The sequence below is a fragment of the Rhizobium aethiopicum genome, assembly GCF_900094625.1.
Classification (GTDB): domain Bacteria; phylum Pseudomonadota; class Alphaproteobacteria; order Rhizobiales; family Rhizobiaceae; genus Rhizobium; species Rhizobium aethiopicum.
Genome location: NZ_FMAJ01000018.1, coordinates 1 through 16,976, shown reverse-complemented (window position 1 = coordinate 16,976; position 16,976 = coordinate 1). Strand labels below are relative to the sequence as shown.

Annotated in this window: 16 protein-coding genes; 6 read left to right on the top strand and 10 right to left on the bottom strand. The window is 61.6% G+C overall.

Annotated features, from left to right (window positions below):
- Nucleotides 1-6 precede the first annotated feature (6 nt).
- From GA0061105_RS26935 to hisB, 5 genes are read right to left on the bottom strand one after another with little or no spacing between them, the layout of a single operon-like run.
- Nucleotides 7-564 carry a hypothetical protein gene (locus GA0061105_RS26935; protein WP_092753917.1) on the bottom strand — a complete coding sequence of 186 codons (558 nt, stop codon included), beginning with the start codon at nt 562-564 and terminating at the stop codon, nt 7-9.
- Nucleotides 561-743 carry a hypothetical protein gene (locus GA0061105_RS26930; RefSeq protein WP_064696357.1) on the bottom strand — a complete coding sequence of 61 codons (183 nt, stop codon included), beginning with the start codon at nt 741-743 and terminating at the stop codon, nt 561-563. Before GA0061105_RS26930 ends, GA0061105_RS26935 begins: the two co-directional genes overlap by 4 nt.
- A gap of 52 nt (nt 744-795) precedes the next feature.
- Complete coding sequence (hisH, locus tag GA0061105_RS26925) at nt 796-1,446, bottom strand: imidazole glycerol phosphate synthase subunit HisH (protein WP_092753982.1); 651 nt, start codon at nt 1,444-1,446, stop codon at nt 796-798.
- A gap of 2 nt (nt 1,447-1,448) precedes the next feature.
- Nucleotides 1,449-1,934, bottom strand: coding sequence for a DUF2628 domain-containing protein (locus GA0061105_RS26920; RefSeq protein WP_092753915.1), 486 nt, complete (start codon nt 1,932-1,934; stop codon nt 1,449-1,451).
- Between the two features lie 22 nt (nt 1,935-1,956).
- On the bottom strand, nt 1,957-2,565 hold the full coding sequence (gene hisB / locus GA0061105_RS26915) for an imidazoleglycerol-phosphate dehydratase HisB (RefSeq protein ID WP_092753914.1): 609 nt from the start codon (nt 2,563-2,565) through the stop codon (nt 1,957-1,959).
- A 176-nt stretch (nt 2,566-2,741) separates the two neighbouring features.
- Between hisB and hslV the strand changes: the two genes are divergently transcribed.
- From hslV to GA0061105_RS26890, 5 genes are all read left to right on the top strand, one after another.
- Nucleotides 2,742-3,269, top strand: coding sequence for an ATP-dependent protease subunit HslV (hslV, locus tag GA0061105_RS26910; RefSeq protein ID WP_064696354.1), 528 nt, complete (start codon nt 2,742-2,744; stop codon nt 3,267-3,269).
- Nucleotides 3,270-3,362: 93 nt separating this feature from the next.
- Nucleotides 3,363-4,670, top strand: coding sequence for an ATP-dependent protease ATPase subunit HslU (hslU, locus tag GA0061105_RS26905; RefSeq protein WP_064696353.1), 1,308 nt, complete (start codon nt 3,363-3,365; stop codon nt 4,668-4,670).
- Between the two features lie 187 nt (nt 4,671-4,857).
- Complete coding sequence (locus GA0061105_RS26900; protein ID WP_092753912.1) at nt 4,858-5,805, top strand: DUF1402 family protein; 948 nt, start codon at nt 4,858-4,860, stop codon at nt 5,803-5,805.
- Between the two features lie 48 nt (nt 5,806-5,853).
- Nucleotides 5,854-7,266: a cytochrome P450 gene (locus tag GA0061105_RS26895; protein ID WP_092753910.1), complete on the top strand. Its 1,413-nt coding sequence runs from the start codon at nt 5,854-5,856 to the stop codon at nt 7,264-7,266.
- 84 nt (nt 7,267-7,350) lie between these two features.
- Nucleotides 7,351-9,522, top strand: a complete 2,172-nt coding sequence (locus GA0061105_RS26890) for a malate synthase G (protein WP_092753908.1) — start codon at nt 7,351-7,353, stop codon at nt 9,520-9,522.
- A gap of 70 nt (nt 9,523-9,592) precedes the next feature.
- Here the strand turns inward: GA0061105_RS26890 and GA0061105_RS26885 are convergent, their stop codons facing one another.
- Complete coding sequence (locus tag GA0061105_RS26885) at nt 9,593-10,276, bottom strand: L,D-transpeptidase (protein ID WP_092753906.1); 684 nt, start codon at nt 10,274-10,276, stop codon at nt 9,593-9,595.
- A gap of 177 nt (nt 10,277-10,453) precedes the next feature.
- On the opposite strand from GA0061105_RS26885, the gene GA0061105_RS26880 reads away from it, so the two are divergent.
- Complete coding sequence (locus GA0061105_RS26880) at nt 10,454-10,948, top strand: MmcB family DNA repair protein (RefSeq protein WP_092753904.1); 495 nt, start codon at nt 10,454-10,456, stop codon at nt 10,946-10,948.
- 12 nt (nt 10,949-10,960) lie between these two features.
- On the opposite strand, the gene GA0061105_RS26875 is transcribed toward GA0061105_RS26880, so the two are convergent.
- The 4 genes from GA0061105_RS26875 to lhpI all read right to left on the bottom strand — a co-directional run bounded on the left by GA0061105_RS26875 (nt 10,961) and on the right by lhpI (nt 16,369).
- On the bottom strand, nt 10,961-11,539 hold the full coding sequence (locus GA0061105_RS26875; RefSeq protein WP_092753902.1) for an ActR/PrrA/RegA family redox response regulator transcription factor: 579 nt from the start codon (nt 11,537-11,539) through the stop codon (nt 10,961-10,963).
- A gap of 70 nt (nt 11,540-11,609) precedes the next feature.
- Nucleotides 11,610-12,938: an ActS/PrrB/RegB family redox-sensitive histidine kinase gene (locus GA0061105_RS26870; protein ID WP_208601707.1), complete on the bottom strand. Its 1,329-nt coding sequence runs from the start codon at nt 12,936-12,938 to the stop codon at nt 11,610-11,612.
- Between the two features lie 21 nt (nt 12,939-12,959).
- Nucleotides 12,960-15,425 (bottom strand): ATP-dependent helicase HrpB, encoded by a 2,466-nt coding sequence (gene hrpB / locus GA0061105_RS26865; RefSeq protein ID WP_092753900.1) that lies wholly within the window; start codon nt 15,423-15,425, stop codon nt 12,960-12,962.
- Nucleotides 15,422-16,369: a bifunctional Delta(1)-pyrroline-2-carboxylate/Delta(1)-piperideine-2-carboxylate reductase gene (gene lhpI, locus GA0061105_RS26860; protein WP_064696345.1), complete on the bottom strand. Its 948-nt coding sequence runs from the start codon at nt 16,367-16,369 to the stop codon at nt 15,422-15,424. The genes hrpB and lhpI overlap by 4 nt, the downstream gene beginning before the upstream one ends.
- Nucleotides 16,370-16,976: the final 607 nt, after the last annotated feature.

Below are 16,976 nucleotides of genomic sequence, written 5' to 3'. Positions count from 1 at the left end.
GTCGCCTTACGTCCGTAGAGTGATCGCTGTCATCAGCGCATTCCACGCATCTACGATATCCGAGCGGAAAATGACAGCGGCAATGGTGGCGGCGCTCAAAAGCAGGAGAAGCAGCAGCGTGACGGTGAAGTCGGCGCGCACCTGCCGCCAGAAACCGAGGCGCTTCCTTACGGATTTCTCGATCTCTTGCGCCCGCCGCACGGCGTCACTGTTGACGGCGGCGAGCCGGATATCCGGCTCCATCGCCTCGACATAGGTCTCGGCATAGATCGAAAGAATCTGTGAGGCGCGATCGCGCAGCGTGTTGCGCAGATCGCTGGAGAGATAGTTGCTGGAAACGGCGGCAAGCTCGGCCTCGTTCGGCGAACGGCCGGCGTTCCGCTTGCGATAGCTGACGACGAAATCGCGCTTCTGTCGTTCGTAAAGGGCGTAGGCAAGCAGGCCGATCAGATCGTCTTCGCCTTCGATATAGAATTCCAGCACGGCTTCTGTCATGTCGCCGGCGTTGATCCCATTGGCGCGCAGTTGCGAATTCTCGTTGCCGGCAAGGAAGTCGTGGATCATCGGTCCAGCCTTTCTTTCAATGCCTTGGCTGCATTTGCAAGCGCTCTCTGATGGACGGTTTCGTCGACACGGCGAATGATCGTCCCGTCGGGAAGGCGGATGTCCGAGAAGGGAGGCAGACCCTCTCGGGAGGACCGCAGCATATAGAACACCTTGCCTGATTTCCGCGAAGCTGGCATCGAGCACACTCCTGTTCCGCCCTTTCCATAAAGAGGAAATAAGGCGGAGCTATTACGGATTCCAGCGTAGGAAATTGGCGATCAGCGCCAGGCCGAGCTTCTGGCTCTTTTCCGGGTGAAACTGAGCACCCACCATGTTGTCGCGCCCGACGAGCGCCGTCATCCGCCCGCCATAATCGACCGTCGCAATGACATCCGCGGCATTTTCCGCTGCAAGATGGTAGGAATGCACGAAATAGGCGTGCAGTCCCTCGGATCCGGTTGGAATACCTTCGAACAGCGGATGTTCACGCCTCAGGTCGAGCGTGTTCCAGCCGATCTGCGGAATCTTCAAGGCAGGATCGTCGGGTGTCATCTCAATGACGTCGCCGGGGATCCAGCCGAAGCCGTGCGTGACGGTCTTCTCAAGGCCGCGCGACGACATCAGCTGCATGCCGACGCAGATGCCGAGGAACGGCCGTGCCTTCTTCTCGACAGTCTCGATCAGCACCTCGGCCATCTCAGGCACCGCATCGAGGCCGCGCCGGCAATCGGCGTAGGCACCGACGCCCGGAAGCACGATGCGGTCGGCGGCGGCGACATTCTCCGCCTTGTCGGTGAGATCGATATGCGCATCGATGCCCGCCTCGCGGGCGGCCCGTTCGAAAGCCTTGGTCGCCGAGCGCAGGTTGCCGGAACCGTAATCGATAATCGCGACGCGCATCATCAGCGTCCTCCATCAAAACCGAAAAGTCCAAGCGAGGTGGCATGGCCGTGCCGGCCGCCCGGGCCAGCCTTGTTCTGCCAGTCCGGTGCTGCGGCGTCGACGTTCTCCGCAATGCCTGCCTTGCCAGCGAAATAGACATCCTCGGCAATGCCGAGCGTATCGGCTGCAACAAGCTGGTCTTCCGTCCAGCCTTTGGCGGCGAGGTTGCGGAGGCGCAAATTCTGGCCCTCCAGGCCGACCAGCAGATTCACGCCCAGTGTCATCGCCATCCCCGCCGGCCAGAGACCGGGTTGATCCATCAGCCCACCGCCAACCGCCTGCAGGAGGAAGGCTGCGATTGCATAGAGCCAGAGCCGGTGCACCAGCAGCCATGCCCATGGAAAAAGGAAGCCGAGCCACGTGAAGCCGTCGCGGATCGTTCGCGTCTCGTCGAGGCGAGTGTCTGCGCTGCCGGGCGGCGTTAGAAAAATATAGCTTGATGTCATTCTCGCCGCTCCCTTGAGGGGCTCAGACGAGCGTGCCCTTCGTCGAGGGAACACGGCCCGCCTGTCTCGGATCGATCTCTGTCGCCGTACGCAGTGCACGGGCAACGGCCTTGAAGCATGTCTCGGCAATATGGTGATTGTTGGCGCCATAGTGGTTGAGAATATGCAAGGTGATGCCGGCATTCTGGGCGAGCGCCTGGAAGAATTCGCGCACCAGCTCGGTGTCGAAAGTGCCGATCTTCGGCGCGCTGAACGCGACATTCCAGACGAGGAACGGCCGGCCGGAAAGATCGACCGCAGCCTTGGTCATCGTCTCGTCCATCGCGAGATCGATGGAAGCGTAGCGCGTGATGCCGCGCCGGTCGCCGAGCGCTTGCGAGATCGCCTGGCCGATCGCAATGCCTGTATCCTCGACCGTATGATGGTCGTCGATCTGCAGGTCGCCCTTCGCCTCGATTTCCATGTCGATGAGCGAATGCCGCGAAAGCTGGTCGAGCATATGGTCGAAGAAGCCGACGCCGGTCGAGATCTTCGATTTGCCGGTGCCGTCGAGATTGACGGAAACGGAAATCGACGTCTCGTTGGTCTTGCGGGAAACGCTGCCCGTACGGCTTGCTGCGGTCTCGGCCATCTGGCCCTCCATCGGAATAAGGCCGTTCCTTATCAGGCGTATCGGCAAATATCCAGAAGCCGGGCAGGAGAAAAGCCCGCCCATTTGCAATCGGCCCCGGCCTGCTTACATAGGGTTCAACAAGGACGGTATGCGGTTTTATGTAAAGGCCCGCGTCATGGGCAGACAGGTGTTTTATGACAACAATCATTACAGTTCGAAAAGGCGGCAAGGTGGTGATGGCGGGTGATGGCCAGGTGAGCCTCGGCCAGACCGTCATGAAGGGCAATGCCCGCAAGGTGCGGCGCATCGGCAAGGGCGAGGTCATCGCCGGTTTCGCCGGCGCCACGGCTGACGCCTTCACCCTGCTCGAACGGCTTGAAAAGAAGCTGGAACAATATCCCGGGCAGCTGATGCGCGCCGCCGTCGAGCTTGCCAAGGACTGGCGCACCGACAAATACCTGCGTAATCTCGAAGCCATGATGCTCGTCGCCGACAAGTCGATCACACTGGCAATCACCGGCAACGGCGATGTTCTGGAGCCGGAACACGGCACGACGGCGATCGGTTCCGGCGGCAATTTTGCCTTCGCCGCCGCCCGTGCACTGATGGATACCGACAAATCGGCCGAAGAGATCGCCCGGCGCGCCCTCGATATCGCCGCTGAGATCTGCGTCTACACCAACCACAATATCGTGGTGGAATTGCTGGATGTCGAAAGCTGAATCCCGGGCCTTCCGGCTGACCTGCCGCGGCGCGACAACGATGAATTGCGGCCGGGCGCCGATGGCTCCGGACCGTCAGGAGAATGATACGTAATGACGACCTTTTCCCCCCGCGAGATCGTTTCCGAACTCGATCGCTATATCATCGGCCAGCATGACGCCAAACGCGCCGTCGCAATTGCACTGCGCAATCGCTGGCGTCGCCAGCAGCTCGACCCGAGCCTGCGCGACGAAGTCATGCCGAAGAACATCCTGATGATCGGCCCGACCGGCGTCGGCAAGACGGAGATCTCCCGCCGTCTGGCAAAACTTGCCGGCGCGCCCTTCATCAAGGTCGAAGCGACCAAGTTCACCGAGGTCGGTTATGTCGGCCGGGATGTCGAACAGATCATCCGCGATCTGGTCGAGGTCGGCATCGGCCTGGTGCGCGAGAAGAAGCGGGCCGAGGTGCAAGCCAAGGCGCATGTGAGCGCCGAGGAGCGTGTCCTCGATGCGCTGGTCGGCACCACCGCTTCGCCGGCCACCCGCGAAAGTTTCCGCAAAAAGCTCAGGGACGGTGAACTCGACGACAAGGAAATCGATATCGAGGTGGCCGATGCCGGTTCCGGCATGGGAGGCTTCGAAATACCCGGCATGCCGGGTGCCAATATCGGCGTACTCAACCTGTCGGAAATGTTCGGCAAGGCAATGGGCGGACGCACCAAGAAGGTCCGCACGACGGTCAAGGCCTCCTATACCGATCTGATCCGCGACGAATCCGACAAGCTGATCGACAACGAGGTGATCCAGCGCGAAGCCGTTCGCTCCACCGAAAATGACGGGATTGTCTTCCTTGACGAAATCGACAAGATCGCCGCCCGCGACGGCGGCATGGGCGCCGGCGTTTCGCGTGAAGGTGTCCAGCGCGACCTGCTGCCGCTCGTCGAGGGTACGACGGTCTCGACCAAATACGGGCCTGTGAAGACCGACCATATCCTCTTCATCGCGTCGGGCGCCTTCCATGTCTCCAAACCCTCCGATCTTCTCCCCGAACTGCAGGGCCGCCTGCCGATCCGTGTCGAGCTGCGTGCGTTGAATAAGGAGGATTTCCGCCGGATCCTGACGGAAACCGAAGCAAGCCTCATCCGCCAGTATCGGGCGCTGATGGAAACCGAAAGCCTGAGCCTCGATTTCACCGAGGACGCGATCGACGCGCTCGCCGACGTCGCCGTACATTTGAACTCCTCGGTCGAGAATATCGGCGCCCGCCGCCTGCAGACGGTGATGGAGCGGGTGTTGGACGATATTTCCTACAATGCGCCCGATCGGGCCGGGGCAGCCGTCACCATCGACGCAGCCTATGTGCGCGAACATGTCGGCGATCTCGCGCAGAATACGGATTTGTCACGCTTCATTCTGTGATATCGGCGCACCGGTTCATGGCTTAACCGCTGTAATGCCGACTTGTGACGAATTCCACTCTCGACAGCGGGCCTTTTCCTTTCTAGTGAAGGCCCGTTTTGTTTTCCGCTCCGGCTTTATTCGGCCAAGATTCTGGTCCAGTCAGCCGCTTCGCGAACAGGACGATGAACGGACGGGATAGCGGATCGTGCGACGCCTTTTGACAAGCCTATTGATTGCCGTGGCCCTGGCGAACTCGGCGCCGGCCTTCGCAATGCAGGCGGTGCCGGCGGGCAATCGCCATGCCGAGCAGCCCGATATTCCGGGCGCATCCGTCCGCCGCACCAAGGGCACGAAAAGCAGCTTCGATCTGAAATACGAGAAGGTGCACGAGCTTCTGGCGACCGATCGCGAGCTGATGGCCAAGATCCGCAAGGTCTCCAGCGCTTACGGCATCAATCCCATCCATGTTATCGGTGCGATCGTCGGCGAACATACCTATAATGTCGATGCCTACGACCGGCTGCAGGCCTATTATGTCAAGGCCGCCTCCTATGCCGGTGAGAGCTTCCGCTTCGCCTATGACGGCGAAGGCATCGACGATTTCGTGGCGCGGCCGCAATTTGCCGGGTGCAAGGGCAAGAGTGATTCCTACACGCTCTGGTCTTGCCGTGAAGATGTCTGGGAAAGCGACTTCCGCGGCAAGACGGTCGGCGGCGAGAGCTTCCCCAACAACCGTTTCAGCGCTGTCTTTTTCCAGCCCTTCTATGCCGGCCAGACCTTCGGCCTCGGCCAGGTCAATCCGCTGACGGCGCTGATGCTCTCCGATCTGGTGAGCCGGGTCTCCGGTTATCCGAAGCTGAACGAGAAGAATGCCGGCGCCGTCTACAGGGCCATCATGGATCCCGACATCTCGCTCGCCTTCGTCGCCGCCTCGATCCGCAGATCGATCGACGATTACAAGGAGATTGCCGGCATGGACATATCAGGCAATCCCGGCCTGACGGCGACGCTTTACAATGTCGGCAATTCGCGCCAGCGTGCCGCAGCCCTTGCTGCGAAAAACCGATCTTCAGGCGCGACCGTCTGGCCCGAGGAGAATTATTACGGCTGGCTGATCAACGACAAGCTGGACGAACTCAAGGACCTGCTCTAGCTTCAAGCTTGCCGGGAAGGCGTCGCTCTTCCCCGAAAGGCTTTGACGATGGACATGCGTCCGGATCCCTTCGTTCCGCCGGCACCGCTGCCGCGCACCGTGCCGCCGAGCCGGCTTGATATCATCCGTATCATCCTGCGCAACCCGCTCGAACTCTGGGGCGAGCCGTCCTACACGCTGCCCTGGATCAAGACGAGCTTCTTTGGGCAACACACGCTGATCGTCAACGATCCCGGCCTGATCAAGCACGTGCTGGTCGATAATGCCGGCAATTACCGCATGTCCGACATTCGCCAGCTGGTGCTGCGGCCCATCCTGCGCGACGGTCTGCTGACGGCCGAAGGCCCGGTCTGGAAGCGGTCGCGAAAGGCGGTCGCGCCTGTCTTCACGCCGCGCCACGCCAAAGGCTTTGCCGGCCAGATGCTGCGGCAATCCGAAGATTTTATCCGCAAATATGAGGGCGCCGATGCGGCCGGCCAGGTCTTCGATATCGCCACCGACATGACCGATCTGACCTTCGCGATTCTTGCCGATACGCTCTTCTCCGGCGAAATCGTCTCATCGAGCGGTCATTTCTCCGACGACGTCAACCAGCTCCTCCACCGCATGGGCCGCGTCGACCCGATGGACCTGCTGCGCGCGCCCTCCTGGGTGCCGCGCCTGACTCGCATCGGCGGCCAGAAGGTGCTGGAGAAATTCAGGGCGATCGTGCGTGACACCATGGATATGCGGCTTGCAAAGATGAAGTCCGATCGCGCCGCGGCACCGGACGATTTTCTGACGCTGCTCCTCGAACAGGCAGGCCCCGACGGCCTGACCAAGGAGGAGATCGAGGATAATATCCTGACCTTCATCGGTGCAGGCCATGAGACCACGGCGCGCGCGCTCGCCTGGACGCTTTATTGTGTCGCGAACAGCCCGCATATCCGTGAGGCGATGGAGACGGAGATCGACGCCGTCCTGGCAACCGGCGCCGAGCCTGTGGAATGGCTGGATCTGATGCCGGTCACGCGGGCGGCCTTTGAAGAAGCGCTGAGGCTGTATCCGCCCGCACCTTCGATCAATCGCGCCGCGATCGCCGATGACTTCTGGACGAATGCCAAGGGCGAAAGGATCGAGATCCCGGCCGACATCACCGTGCTCATCATGCCGTGGACGCTGCATCGCCACGAACTCTATTGGGAAAAGCCGCGCGCCTACATGCCCGAACGGTTCCTTCCGGAAAACCGCGGCAACATCGGCCGCTTCCAGTTTCTGCCGTTCGGCGCCGGTCCGCGCGTCTGCATCGGCGCGACCTTCGCGCTGCAGGAGGCGGTGATCGCATTGGCGGTCATGATGCGCCGCTTCCGTTTCGACCAGACGGAAACCACCAAACCCTGGCCGGTGCAGAAGCTGACGACGCAGCCGCAGAATGGCCTTCCGATGCGCGTGACACCGCGCATAATTTCCCAACCGGCATAAATCTTTCGAATTATTACGGAATTGACTGTAAGTGAAAGCCGGGCAAAGTGGCAGCATGCAAAGGCATTGCCAGGGAGATATCGCATGAGCCGCATTGATAAGCACGGTCTTGCCATCGAAACCGTCCTTCATGATTTCCTTTCCCAGGAAGTTTTGCCGGGCCTGGCGATCGATGCGGACAGGTTCTTTGCCGATTTTTCGGCGATCGTCCACGATCTCGCCCCGCGCAACCGGGCGCTGCTGGCGAAACGCGACGAACTGCAGACGAAGATCGACGGTTGGTACCGTCAGCATGGCGCCCCGTCGGATATGGACGACTATCAGTCCTTTCTGCGCGGCATCGGTTACCTCCTGCCGGAAGGTTCGGATTTCCAGGTCTCGACCGAAAACGTCGACCCGGAGATCGCCTCGATCGCCGGTCCGCAGCTCGTCGTTCCGGTGATGAATGCCCGCTACGCTCTGAACGCCGCCAATGCCCGCTGGGGTTCGCTCTATGATGCGCTCTATGGCACCGACGCCATCCCCGAGAGCGAGGGCGCCGAGAAGGGCAAGGGTTACAATCCGAAGCGCGGCGAAAAGGTCATCGCCTGGGTGCGTGATTTCCTCGATACGGCGACGCCGCTGCAGGACAGCAGCTGGAAGGATGTCGGCAGCTTTACCGTCAAGGACGGAACGCTTGTCATCAGATCGGTCGACGGCGAGCAGGCAATGCTCAGCGATGGCCGGCATTTTGCCGGCTATCGCGGTGATGCCGCGGCGCCGAGCCACATTCTCCTGAAGAACAACGGCATTCATATCGACATCGTCATCGACCCGGCAACGGCGATCGGCAAGTCCGATCCGGCGCATATTTCCGACGTCTGGCTGGAATCCGCGATCACCACGATCATGGACTGCGAGGATTCGATTGCCGCCGTCGATGCCGAGGACAAGGTCGTCGTCTATCGCAACTGGCTCGGCCTGATGACGGGCGATCTTCAGGAAGAGGTGGCAAAGGGCGAAACCCGCTTCATCCGCAAGCTCAACCCGGATCTGAACTACATCGGCCCGGATGGCGCTTCGTTCGAGGTGCATCGCCGCTCGCTGATGCTGGTGCGCAATGTCGGCCACCTCATGACCAATCCGGCGATACTCGACAAGGACGGCAACGAAGTGCCTGAAGGCATCATGGATGCCGTCATTACCGGCCTCATCGCGCTTTACGATATCGGTCCTGCCGGCCGGAAGAAAAATTCCCGCACCGGCTCTATGTATGTGGTCAAGCCGAAGATGCATGGGCCTGAAGAAGTTGCCTTCGCCGTCGAGATTTTCTCCAGGGTGGAAGATGCGCTCGGCATGACGCGCAACACTATCAAGATGGGCATCATGGATGAGGAGCGCCGCACGACGGTCAACCTCAAGGAATGCATCCGCGCTGCCCGCGAACGCGTCGTCTTCATCAATACCGGCTTCCTCGACCGTACCGGCGACGAGATCCACACCTCGATGGAAGCCGGACCAATGATTCGCAAGGGCGATATGCGCCAGGCGGCCTGGATTTCGGCCTATGAGAACTGGAACGTCGATATCGGCCTCGAATGCGGCCTCTCCGGCCATGCCCAGATCGGCAAGGGCATGTGGGCGATGCCGGATCTGATGGCCGCGATGCTGGAACAGAAGATCGCCCATCCGAAATCCGGTGCCAACACCGCCTGGGTGCCGTCGCCGACGGCGGCGACCCTGCACGCCACCCATTATCACCGCGTCAACGTCGCCAAAGTCCAGCAGGGGCTGAAGGACCGGGCCCGCGCCAAGCTGTCAGATATTCTCTCGGTGCCGGTTGCGGTGCGGCCGAACTGGACGCCGGAGGAAATCCAGCGAGAACTCGACAACAACGCCCAGGGTATCCTCGGTTATGTCGTGCGCTGGGTCGATCAGGGTGTCGGTTGCTCGAAGGTGCCTGATATCAACAATGTTGGCCTGATGGAGGATCGCGCGACATTGCGCATTTCGGCCCAGCACATGGCGAATTGGCTGTATCACAAGGTCGTCACCGAAGCTCAGATCGTCGAAACGATGAAGCGCATGGCCTCTGTCGTCGACCGGCAGAACGCGTCGGACCCCGCTTATCAGCCGATGGCCGGCAATTTCGACGGTTCGATTGCCTTCCAGGCGGCTCTCGATCTCGTCCTCAAGGGCAGGGAACAGCCCAATGGTTACACCGAACCGGTGCTTCATCGCCGTCGCCTCGAGCTCAAGGCGAAACACCCGGCGTAAAGGGGAATATGAAAAGGCCGCCGAGACGACAGTCCGGCGGCCTTTTTTATACCGAATTCGCTATCTAGTTTTACTGAATGACGACGACCTTGGAGGTCGCCTTGCCGGGACGGACGCGGCTATACAGGTCGATGACGTCCTGGTTCATCAGGCGAATGCAGCCGGAGGAAGCGGCGGTGCCGATCGAAGCCCATTCCGGCGTGCCATGCAGGCGGAAGAGCGTGTCCTTGCCGTCCTCGTTGAAGAGATACATGGCGCGTGCGCCGAGCGGATTGCTGAGACCCGGGCCCATGCCGTCTTCGACATATTTGGCGACGTCGGGCCGGCGAACGGCCATTTCCTTCGGCGGGTGCCAGGTCGGCCATTCCTGTTTCCAGGCGACGTAGGCGGTACCGGCCCATGCGAAACCCTGTTTGCCCACGCCGATGCCGTAACGCATCGCTTTGCCGTTCGGCAGGATGTAGTAGAGGAAGCGCTCGCGCGTGTTGACGACGATCGTTCCGGGCCGCTCGGTGGTCTCGTAGCTGACGACCTGGCGGCGGAATTGCGGCTTGACCCTGTCGATCGGGATCGCCGGCAGGGAGTATCCGGCATCCTTCGTCAGGCCATAGGCGTCATTGAAGATCTGGGCCGTCTGGACTGTCGGGCCCGCGCCCTTGGTGTCGGCGGAGGCGCTGTCTGAGGTCGTGGAGCAACCGGCCAGAGCGAGCGTCGTCAGCAGGCCAAATACAGGGAATGCATTGCGGATGCGCATGAATGACTCTTGAAGTTTTGGGCAAGGAGAAGGTCTTTCGACCATCGTTGATTATGGTTTATTTTCGATTAACTTGCGCTTTGCAAGACCGCTGCAGCGCGAGGAATCCGTCTGTCGCGCAAATTAAAAGCGCATGGTTTTTTTGCAACAACACGCCTGGGTCTGCGACGGTTATCCATGACGATTTTGAGCGTTTACAATAACAATCCGTTAATCGACGGCCGGCAATCGGACAGGGCCATGATGGTGCGGCGCGGGACGCAGATATTGCTGCATGAAATGCGCCATGCCGTGCTGCCCGAACTGCCGCTCGCCAGCGGCCGCCGGGCCGATCTGATCACGCTCTCGGAAAAGGGCGAAGTCTGGATTATCGAAATCAAGACGTCGATCGAGGATTTCCGGGTGGATCGCAAATGGCCGGAATACAGGCTGCACTGCGACCGCTTGTTCTTTGCGACTCATCAGGATGTGCCGCTCGACATCTTTCCCGAGGAATGCGGGCTCTTCCTCTCGGACGGCTATGGCGCCCATATGATCCGCGAGGCGCCGGAGCATCGCATGGCGCCTGCCACGCGCAAATCAGTCACGCTCAGTTTCTCGCGCGCCGCCGCGCAGAGGCTGATGATGGCCGAATGGGCAAACGGAAAACCGTTCACCGTCGATGATGTGTGACGGACGTTTGGTCTATTTCGGCGCGCGTTTGGCAAGAATGCGCTGCAGCGTACGCCGGTGCATGTTGAGCCGGCGCGCCGTTTCCGACACATTACGCTCGCACATTTCATAGACCCGCTGGATGTGTTCCCAGCGCACCCGATCGGCCGACATGGGGTTCTCGGGAAGCTCGGCTTTTTCACCCGGCCGTTGCGTCAGGGCTGAAAAGACGTCGTCGGCATCGGCGGGCTTGGCGAGATAATCGACGGCTCCGAGTTTAACGGCCGTCACCGCCGTGGCGATATTGCCGTAGCCGGTCAGCACGATGATCCGCGTGTCGTCGCGCCGCTGGCGGATAGCTTCGATGACGTCGAGCCCATTGCCGTCGCCGAGGCGAAGGTCGACCACAGCATATTTCGGCGGTCTCCCTTTTGACTTCGCAACACCCTCCGCCACCGATTCGGCCGTCTCCACGTGGAAGCCGCGCGTCTCCATCGCCCGTGCGAGACGGCGCAGGAACGGCCCGTCGTCGTCGACGATCAGCAAGCTGGCGTCGGGCCCGATATGGTCTTCATCCGACGCGGCGAAATTTCCATGATTCTGTTCTGTCATCGTCTCGGGTCCTGCCGGTTGAACGCGCGATCTTGGCCAACCGTTTTTCGTTCTACTTATGCCCATAAACTCATTTTGTCGAATTTGCGTCGATCAGCATCCGCGGCCATTCGATGCGGATGCGTGCGCCGGCTCTTTCCGGCTCCCGGTTCTCGAAAATCAGCGATGCGCCCGAGCGCTCCAGCAGCGTCTTGGCGATGAAAAGCCCGAGCCCGAGGCCGCCGGCCGTATCTTCCTTCTGCCTCTTGGTGACATAGGGCTCGCCAATTCGCGTCAGTATGTCAGGCGAATAACCGTTCCCGTCGTCCTCGATGACGATCAGCACTTTGTCGTGATCGTGCTCGACCGTGACGGTCACCTTCTCTCTGGCATAGTCGACGGCATTTTCGATGAGATTGCCGAGCCCGTACATGATGCCAGCATTCCGGTCGGTGACAGGCTCGCCCTTGCGCGGGCTCTTTTCGATCAGCTCGAGCGCGATGCCGAATTCCCGGTGCGGTGCGACGACCTCTTCGATCATCGAGGAAAGCGGCAACCGGCGCATATGCGCCTCGCCTTCGGAAGAGAGCGTCGTCAGCCGCCGCAGAATGTCACGACAGCGCTCGCTCTGGCTGCGCAGCAGCATGACATCTTCGCGGAAGCGATCATCGTCCTTGAGCTCGCGCTCCATTTCCTTGGCGACGACGCTGATCGTGGCAAGCGGCGTGCCGAGCTCATGGGCAGCGGCCGCAGCCAAGCCGTCGAGCTGCGAAAGATGCTTTTCCCGCTGCAGCACCAGTTCGGTTGCAGCCAGCGCGTCGGCAAGCTGGCTCGCCTCCATCGAGACGCGATAGGCGTAAAATGCGGCAAACGCCATCGTCGAGGCGATCGAGCACCAGACGCCGAACTGCATGACATTGTGGACATTGATCTCAACCCCGTCGAACCAGGGCAGCGGAAAGGGCGAAAAGGCAAGCACCGTCACGCAGACCATCGCAAAGCCGATCAGTGCGGTGCTGTAGCGGACCGGCTGCGAGGCAAAAGAGATGATGACGGGCACGCAGACAAGTGCGGCGAAAGGATTGGCAAGACCGCCGGTGATGAAGAGCAGCGCGCAGAGTTGCAGCAGATCGAAGCCGAGCAGCGCGAAGGCGGCAGGCGGCCCCAGCCGATGCGTCGAGGGATAGCGGATCGTCAGATAAAAATTGACCCAGGCAAGAGCGGCGATCAGCGAAGCGCTGGCGATCAGCGGCAAGGGAAATTTCAGCCAGAAGGCCACGATGAACACCGTTGCTGCCTGACCGCCGACGGCAAGCCAGCGCAGCCGCACCAGCGTCTGCAGGCGCAGTCTGCGGCTGCTGTGCCGGTCTTCCAGCGTATGGCTTTCCGTCTTGTCGATCATGCCGGGCTTTTCGATCATGCCGGGGCTCCTTGATGGCTCTCATGTACCACGTGGTTTTGCCCGTGTCGTCGGCAGCGCCTCTTCCGGCCGCTCCGGCCAGGGATGGCGGGGATAGCGCCCGCGCATCTCGGCGCGTACGTCCTTCCAGGAGCCGGCCCAGAACCCCGGCAGGTCGCGTGTCGTCTGGATGGGGCGATGCGCCGGCGACGTCAGCTCCAAAAGCAGCGGCAGGCGGCCTCCGGCGATCGCCGGATGTTGCTTCAACCCGAACAGTTCCTGCACGCGGATCGTCAGCGCCGGCTCCTCGCCCTCATATTGGATCGGATGTCTTTGGCCGGTCGGTGCCTCGAAATGCGTCGGGGCAAGCCGGCTAAGCTCGCGCTGCAGCTCATAGGGCACCAGCGACATCAGCCCATTCGAAAGCCCGGCCGCGGAAACCTCCGAGAGGCTTCGGGCACCGTCCTGAAAAGGCGCGAACCATTCCTCTAGTCGGGAAAGCAAAGCCGCATCGCTGACGTCTGGCCAGGGGTCGCCGATCGTTCTGTGAAGGAACCCGATCCGCTCACGCAGCTGGATGGCCTCCTTCGAAAAGGCAAGTTGATCTAGCCCGATTTCGCGCACGCCTTCCATTAGCGCCCGGGTGACGGCCGCCCCGGAGGGGCGCGGCAGGGGCGTCTCGTCGAAGACGATTGCGCCGAGCCGGGTTGCCCGCCGCGCCCGCACCTGCCGGCTCTGCCGGTCGAAGAATATCTGGTCGTCGGTTCTGATTTCGCCGGGCAATTCGGCTTCGATATCGCCGCGCGTCACTTCGACTGCCGCCAGGATCCGCGCCTGCGCCGCGCGGCCGGTGAGATCGGCGATCACGAGCATCTGGCTGCCGGCGAGCCTCTCGGTGTCCGACAGCTCGGCTCCCCGCCCGTTGGCCAACAAGAATCGGCCTCGCCCGCCCCGCTGAAGCGCGATCCGATCCGGGAAAGCGTGCAGCAGAAGCTGGCCCGCAAGCGCCGGCGCCGTTGCGGCAGCTCTGTCCAGCCCGCTCGCTAGCCGCGCCGCCAGCCGCCGTGCCGCGTCGGCTCTTTCGCCGCGCTCCGCCTTGAAGCGTCTCAGCCGCTCCTCGATGTCGAGGTTCGTTCCGCCAAGCCCCTGTTCGGTCAGGAGCACGGCGATCGATGCCGCATCGCGTGCATGCCCGGATTCGCCCGCCGAGACGACCATCGCGGCAAGCCGTGGCGGCAGGGCGAGATCGCGCATCACCTTGCCGCGCGCCGTCAGCGCACCATCCTTGTCGAGCGCGCCGAGCTGACCAAGCAGCATCCGCGCTTCCTTGAGCGTCGTTTCCGGCGGCTGATCGACAAAGGCCAGGGAGCTGGGATCCTGGACGCCCCAGTGGGCGAGATCGAGCACCAGCCCGGAAAGATCGCTGGACAGGATCTGCGGCGGCGTGAAGGCCGGCAGTGCCGCCGTCTGTCCCTGGTGCCACAGCCTGAGAGCAATACCAGGTTCCGTTCGCCCGGCGCGGCCAGCCCGCTGATCGGCTGAAGCCCGCGACGCGCGCACCGTCTCGAGCCGCGTGATGCCGGTCGATGCCTCGAACACCGGCAGGCGCTGCAATCCGCTGTCGATCACGATCCTCACGCCGTCGATGGTGATCGACGTCTCCGCAATCGATGTCGCGAGTACGATCTTGCGCATGCCGGTGGGTGCCGGTCGGATTGCGGCATCCTGATCCTTCTGCCCGAGGTTGCCGTAAAGCGGCGCAATCAGCGTTTCGGGTCCGAATCGTCCCTGCAGCCGCTCCGCCGTCCGGGTGATTTCCGCCTGGCCGGGCAGGAAGACGAGGATTGAGCCGGTTTCGTTGGCATGCGCCTCCATAATCGCGCGCGTTACAACATCTTCGATGCGCTCGCCGCCCGGCCGGTCCTGGTAACGGATATCGATGGGAAAGCTGCGCCCCAGGCTTTCGATGACAGGCGGATACTTAAGCAGGGCGGCCACACGTTCGACGTCGAGCGTAGCCGACATGACGAGGATACGTAGATCCTCGCGCAGCGCCGATTGCACGTCGAGCGCCAGCGCCAGCCCGAAATCGGCGTCGAGCGAACGCTCGTGGAATTCGTCGAAGATCACGACCGAGATTCCGGCGAGCTCCGGATCGTCGAGGACCATTCGGGCAAAAACCCCTTCCGTCACCACCTCGATCCGGGTTGCTGCCGAAATCCTGTTGTCGAGGCGCATGCGGTAGCCGACCGTGCCACCGACCTGTTCTCCGAGCAGCGACGCCAGCCGGCTTGCCGCCGCCCGCGCCGCCAGCCGCCGCGGCTCCAGCAGGATGATCTTGCCGTCGCCGCGCCAGGCTTGCTCAAGCAGGTAAAGCGGCACAAGTGTCGTCTTGCCGGCTCCCGGCGGCGCGGAAAGCACCGCGCGTTTCTGCTCGGCCAAGGCGACGCCGATGGCCGGCAGGACATGCGAAACCGGAAGTTCCGGCAGGGACCTACGGCTTGTCACTGTCGGCCCGTCACCGTTTCATAGGCGAGAATCGCCCCGGCGAGATCTTCCAGCGCCGCGCCAACGGATTTGAACAGCGTGATCTCGGCGTCATCGCTGCGCCCGCCGTGGGCGCCGCTTACGAGTTCCGCAAGCTCGGCTTTGATATCGATCTCCTTGAGCACGCCGCTTTTCAGCGGCTGGACGATGTCGCCTGCCTCGCTGATCGCGCCGGCACGGGTATCGACATAGACGCTGGCGCGACGGATGGCCTCGTCGTCGCTTTCGCGCATGCCCGGCTTGAAGGCGCCGACAAGATCGAGATGGGCGCCTGGTTTCAGCCATTCGCCTGATATCAGCGGCTCGCTGGAAAGCGTCGCGCAGGAGATGATATCGGCCGTTCGCGCCGCGGCCTCGGCGTTCGCAACCGCCTCGGCATCCAGGCCGAGCGCCCGTGCTTCGGCTGCGATCTTCTCGGCAGCCTGTCCGTTTCGGCCCCAGACCCGGAATTTCCTGAGCGGTCGGGTCGTGCCGTGAGCGAGCATAAGATTGAGCGACAGCCGGCCGGTTCCGCAGACGAGCATCTCCTGTGCGTCGGAGCGGGCAAGATAACGGGCTGCCAGCGCCGATGCGGCCGCCGTGCGCCGTGCAGTGAGCTCGCCGCCGTCGATGACCGCCAGCATCTCGCCGGTGGTGCCGGAGGAAAGAAGATAGGTCCCGAAGATCGTCGGCAGTCCCCGCCGCATATTGCCGGGAAAGACCGAGACGGTCTTCACCCCGGCATAACGCCCCGGAACCCAAGCGGGCATCACCAGCAATGTCGCGTTCTCCTCGTTCGGTACAGCCATGTCATGGTGATGGCGCACCGGCATCACGCAGTCGCTCTGGAACATCCGGGCGATCGCCTCGATCAGTTCCGGCCAGGGCAGGGCCGCGCGCGTTCGTTCTTCATCGAGGACAAGCATTCTTCACTCCGCCGGGTTGTTTACCGCTGCCAAATTACCGAGGGTGACGCTTTATAGGCAAGCACCCTGGAATTTCGCGTCAGGGTCCCCATATAGGTCTTGTCTCCCCTGCCGAAGCCTTTCCTTGAGGATTCGGCAAAAACGAATCTCAAAACCGCCCGATCGGACGGTGGATTTGCTCGTTTCTGGAGATTGGAGCTAAAAGCCCTTCTGTTTCAACCCGTTACAAAAATGTCAAAAAACTTTTGTTTGGTGTGTTGACTTGGAAAAGGGGTTGGTTCTATAAGCCCACTCACTGAACGAGGGCGGCGGCGCTGCTGGCGACGAAGTCTCTCGCTCTTAAGAAACTCAAGCGGATTGGCTGATGCTGGTTTGTTGCTTCGGGCTTAGGTTTGGAGCGGGTTTTGGTGACGGCATGTGTCGTCGGTTATTTGACAATTGAAGATTGGAAGAAAGAGAAACGTGGGCGGCGGAGCTTGCGGGATCTGAGAGATTGGATCCTTTGAAAGAGACTTTGGCGGTCACGTTTATCAAGAGAAGTTACACTGGTTTTCGGAGATGGAGTTTCGGCTTTGTTTCCTGGAAGACAGGTGTGAAGTTCTCGTCG

Coding starts and splice junctions, on each gene's coding strand:
- GA0061105_RS26935 (WP_092753917.1), bottom strand. CDS start 564: ATGATCCACGACTTCCTTGCCGGCAACGAGAATTCGCAACTGCGCGCC.
- GA0061105_RS26930 (WP_064696357.1), bottom strand. CDS start 743: ATGCCAGCTTCGCGGAAATCAGGCAAGGTGTTCTATATGCTGCGGTCC.
- hisH (WP_092753982.1), bottom strand. CDS start 1,446: ATGCGCGTCGCGATTATCGATTACGGTTCCGGCAACCTGCGCTCGGCG.
- GA0061105_RS26920 (WP_092753915.1), bottom strand. CDS start 1,934: ATGACATCAAGCTATATTTTTCTAACGCCGCCCGGCAGCGCAGACACT.
- hisB (WP_092753914.1), bottom strand. CDS start 2,565: ATGGCCGAGACCGCAGCAAGCCGTACGGGCAGCGTTTCCCGCAAGACC.
- hslV (WP_064696354.1), top strand. CDS start 2,742: ATGACAACAATCATTACAGTTCGAAAAGGCGGCAAGGTGGTGATGGCG.
- hslU (WP_064696353.1), top strand. CDS start 3,363: ATGACGACCTTTTCCCCCCGCGAGATCGTTTCCGAACTCGATCGCTAT.
- GA0061105_RS26895 (WP_092753910.1), top strand. CDS start 5,854: ATGGACATGCGTCCGGATCCCTTCGTTCCGCCGGCACCGCTGCCGCGC.
- GA0061105_RS26890 (WP_092753908.1), top strand. CDS start 7,351: ATGAGCCGCATTGATAAGCACGGTCTTGCCATCGAAACCGTCCTTCAT.
- GA0061105_RS26885 (WP_092753906.1), bottom strand. CDS start 10,276: ATGCGCATCCGCAATGCATTCCCTGTATTTGGCCTGCTGACGACGCTC.
- GA0061105_RS26880 (WP_092753904.1), top strand. CDS start 10,454: ATGACGATTTTGAGCGTTTACAATAACAATCCGTTAATCGACGGCCGG.
- GA0061105_RS26875 (WP_092753902.1), bottom strand. CDS start 11,539: ATGACAGAACAGAATCATGGAAATTTCGCCGCGTCGGATGAAGACCAT.
- GA0061105_RS26870 (WP_208601707.1), bottom strand. CDS start 12,938: ATGATCGAAAAGCCCGGCATGATCGACAAGACGGAAAGCCATACGCTG.
- lhpI (WP_064696345.1), bottom strand. CDS start 16,369: ATGCTTGTCCTCGATGAAGAACGAACGCGCGCGGCCCTGCCCTGGCCG.